A 3661-nucleotide genomic window follows, 5' to 3' on the forward strand; every position below is an offset into this window, starting at 1 on the left:
CGCCCGCACCCCTAGGCTCGACCCATGATCGCCCCGGACACGCTGCTCGCCTTCATCGTCGCGGCGTTCGTCATGGTCGTGATCCCCGGTCCGACCGTGCTGTTCACGATCGGCCGGGCCATGGCTCTCGGGCGGATGGGCGGGTTCCTCAGCATCCTCGGCACGGCGATCGGCTCGATCGTGCTGGTCGTCGCGGTCGCGCTCGGCGTCGGCACGATCATCGCCCAGTCGGCCGTGCTGTTCACCGTCGTCAAGGTGCTCGGCGCCGGCTACCTGATCTTCCTCGGCATCCAGGCCATCCGGCACCGGAAGGATGCGGCGCGCGCGATGATCGCCGCTCCGGCGCGGCGCTCGGGATGGCGGCTGCTCACCGAGGGCTTCGTCGTGGGAGTCACCAATCCGAAGTCCATCGCGTTCTTCCTCGCGATCCTGCCGCAGTTCGTCGATCTGCACGCGGGTTCCGTCCCCGCGCAGCTCTTCCTGCTCGGAGTGATCGTCGTCGTCATCGGCGTGACGTGCGATGCCGTCTGGGTGCTCCTCGCCAGCGCCGCCCGCGACTGGTTCGGCCGCTCACCTCGCCGCATCGAGGCGATGGGTGCCACCGGCGGCGGACTCATGATCGCGCTCGGGGCGTTCCTGCTGGTCTGGAGCGAGAAGCCCGCGACCGCGTGAGCGCCCGGCGCGACCCTGCTCACATGCGAGCGAAGCGCGCCCGGGCGATGCAGAAGACTCCGTAGATCGCGAAGCCCGAGCCGACCGCTCCCAGGACGAGTCCGCCGAGAGGCAGCTCCAACAGACTGTGGAGCGCGGCATCGAGCCCCGCGCCCTTCTCCGGATCCTGCGTGACCGCGGCGACCACGAACAGCACGCCGGTCACGCCCACTGCGATGCCCTTGCCGAAGTAGCCGATCACCCCGAGCGTCACGATGCCACCGCGTGCGACTCCCGTCGGCAGATCGAGCAGCTTCTCGAAGCCGCGCGTGAAGCCGCCCACGATGAAGCCGATCCCCACGCCGACCACGGACAGTCCGATGACGACGAGCAGGGCGACGCCGCCCGGAGCGGAAAGCACCACGGAGCTGAGGGTCTTCGACGCCGTCTCCGAATCGGCGTTGCCACCCAGCGCGTAGATGAGGGCCATGCCCGCGACCACGAGGTAGGCGAGCGCGATGCCGAAGAGCTTGACGCGCTGCCCCCACTTCTTCGTCTCGGCGGGGTCGGCGGCGAGGAACGCACTCGCGATCTGCCACACGGCCAGAGCGATCAGCCCCGTGGCGACGAGCACGAGCAGCAATCCGCCGACCGGGTTGTTCCGGATCTGCTCCATCGCGCCGTCCTGGTCGGCGTCGCCTGAGGCCCCCGCGGCGATGGTGATGGCGATCGCGCCGATGATGACGTGGATCAGGCCGAGGACGACGAACCCGACACGGGCGATGCGGCGGAAGGCGGTGGACCCCTTGGCGACGCGCGCAGCGTGCTTGACCGTGCTCATCATTGAAGGGTATCGCCGAGGACCCACCCGGCGGAGGGGCTTGCTTTCCCGGCGCCTCTCGGCATCAGGCGCTCGACGATACGGGCTGCCGGAGGATGGTGCGCAGCTTCGCCGGATCGGTGCGACGCAGGTCGCTCAGGTAGATCTCGTGATGCAGCCCGGTCATCGTCAGGCCGTGCTCGGGGATGAAGCGGTGATGCAGGTCGTCGAGGACCGGCCCCTCATCGTCGAACGGACCGACGTGCAGAGTCTGCACGCTCATCCCCTCGTCGAGGGTCTCCAGCCGCACGGAGCCGAGTGCGGGCACCGGCCCCTTCTTCTTCGCCGCTCTCTGCGCCACGGACTCCACCGCGTCGGCGAACATCGAAGACGTGATGTGGTCGCCGACCATGATCATCAGCGTCCACTGCCAGGCGGACTTGTCGCGATGAGTGGTGAACGACTCCATGTCCGATGCGTGCCAGAGCCCTTCGAGGGGCATCACGACCGTGTCGATGCCGAGCTCGTCGCGGCTCGCGAACTTGAGGGTGTAGGCCAGGGGGAACAGAGCCGAGACGGCCTCCGCATAAGCCGGGGAAGTGTTCGGGTCTCCGGCGCCGTCGATCATCAGGTACTGCATCGGCGGCACCTCGAGGATGCGGAACTGACCGCGCTTCGCCCGATACGCGTCGAGCGTCTTCTTGGGATCGATCGCCGCCATGACGTGCCTTCCTGGTTCGTGCGCCCAGTGTGACACGGAGCGCAGACACCGGCTATCGCCCGCCCGAGTTAGCTTCGAGTCTCGAAGATAACTCCCGGATTTCCCACCTTGCGACGACAAAACTCCGGCCATCGGAGAAGAAATCCCCGCTCGATGAGGCCTAGTCTCAATCATCACGAAACGATCACGTTCGCTTGACTTCGAGTCTCGAACTCAAGAAAGTGATCCGAGGCGGATCCCGAATGGCCGGGACGCCCACCCTCCGGACTTCGGCCGGAGGACGCATTGCACAGCAAAGGAGCTCGGAATGAAGAAGAAGTACGCACTCGCGGCCCTCGGTCTCGCGGGAGTCCTCGCCCTCGCCGGTTGCGGCGGAGGCGGAGCCGGCTCCGCGGGCGGCGGCGAGAAGGCCTCCGGCGACAAGGGCGACCTGCTGATCGGCGTGTCCATGCCGACGCAGACCTCCGAGCGCTGGATCGCCGACGGCACCGCCGTGCAGGAGGGGCTGGAGAAGGCCGGCTACCAGGTCGAACTGCAGTATGCCGGCGACGACATCCCGACGCAGGGCCAGCAGATCGACCAGATGATCACCAAGGGGGCGGACCTCCTGGTCATCGCCGCGATCGACGGCACCGCCCTGTCCTCGCAGCTCGACGCCGCTGCGGCAGCGAAGATCCCGGTCATCTCCTACGACCGCCTCATCCGCGACAGCGAGAACGTCGACTTCTACGTGACGTTCGACAACTACAAGGTCGGCGTGCAGCAGGCCACCTCGCTGCTGGTCGGCCTCGGCGTGCTCGATCAGGACGGTAAGGACACCGGAGAGAAGGGCCCGTTCAACATCGAGCTCTTCGCCGGCTCTCTCGACGATAACAACGCCCACTTCTTCTGGCAGGGGGCGATGGACACGCTGCAGCCCTACATCGACGAGGGCGCGCTGACGGTGCCGTCGGGGCAGACCGATATCGAGCAGGCGGCGATCCTGCGCTGGCAGCAGGAGACCGCACAGAAGCGCATGGAGGATCTGCTCACCTCGACGTACGGCGGCGGCACGAAGCTCGATGGCGTGCTCTCCCCCTACGACGGGATCTCCCGCGGCATCATCACGGCACTCCAGGGCACCGGCGGTCTCGGCGCCACCATCGCCGACGGTCTCCCGATCGTCACCGGACAGGATGCGGAGATCGGCTCCATCAGCCTGATCGACCAGGGTGTGCAGTTCTCGTCCATCTTCAAGGACACGCGCAAGCTCGCCGAGCAGTCGGTCGTCGTGGCGGAGGACATGCTCGAGGGCGAGGAGCCCGAGGCGAACGACACGGAGACCTACGACAACGGTGTGAAGGTCGTGCCGTCGTACCTCCTGCAGTCGGACATCGTCTACAAGGACAACATCACCTCGCTGCTGGTCGACTCGGGCTACTGGACCCAGGCCGAGGTCGACGCCGGCGTCGCCGAGTAGTCATCGCTCC

General features: G+C 67.2%; 4 protein-coding genes. 2 read left to right on the top strand and 2 right to left on the bottom strand.

Annotated features, from left to right (window positions below; all coding sequences use genetic code 11):
* The first annotated feature begins 24 nt into the window (after window positions 1-24).
* On the top strand, window positions 25-672 hold the full coding sequence (locus ACNPM4_RS17475) for a LysE family translocator (RefSeq protein ID WP_448986523.1): 648 nt from the start codon (window positions 25-27) through the stop codon (window positions 670-672).
* Window positions 673-691: 19 nt separating this feature from the next.
* Here the strand turns inward: ACNPM4_RS17475 and ACNPM4_RS17480 are convergent, their stop codons facing one another.
* Window positions 692-1492, bottom strand: coding sequence for a DUF1206 domain-containing protein (locus ACNPM4_RS17480; protein WP_448986524.1), 801 nt, complete (start codon window positions 1490-1492; stop codon window positions 692-694).
* 64 nt (window positions 1493-1556) lie between these two features.
* Window positions 1557-2192: a GyrI-like domain-containing protein gene (locus ACNPM4_RS17485; RefSeq protein ID WP_448986525.1), complete on the bottom strand. Its 636-nt coding sequence runs from the start codon at window positions 2190-2192 to the stop codon at window positions 1557-1559.
* Window positions 2193-2499: 307 nt separating this feature from the next.
* On the opposite strand from ACNPM4_RS17485, the gene chvE reads away from it, so the two are divergent.
* Window positions 2500-3651 carry a multiple monosaccharide ABC transporter substrate-binding protein gene (chvE, locus tag ACNPM4_RS17490; protein WP_448986526.1) on the top strand — a complete coding sequence of 384 codons (1152 nt, stop codon included), beginning with the start codon at window positions 2500-2502 and terminating at the stop codon, window positions 3649-3651.
* Window positions 3652-3661: the final 10 nt, after the last annotated feature.

The organism is Microbacterium umsixpiens (assembly GCF_053543675.1).

What these genes read in the sequence shown, in the direction of transcription:
- chvE (WP_448986526.1), top strand. Translation starts at nt 2,500, where the DNA reads ATGAAGAAGAAGTACGCACTCGCGGCCCTCGGTCTCGCGGGAGTCCTC.
- ACNPM4_RS17480 (WP_448986524.1), bottom strand. Translation starts at nt 1,492, where the DNA reads ATGAGCACGGTCAAGCACGCTGCGCGCGTCGCCAAGGGGTCCACCGCC.
- ACNPM4_RS17485 (WP_448986525.1), bottom strand. Translation starts at nt 2,192, where the DNA reads ATGGCGGCGATCGATCCCAAGAAGACGCTCGACGCGTATCGGGCGAAG.
- ACNPM4_RS17475 (WP_448986523.1), top strand. Translation starts at nt 25, where the DNA reads ATGATCGCCCCGGACACGCTGCTCGCCTTCATCGTCGCGGCGTTCGTC.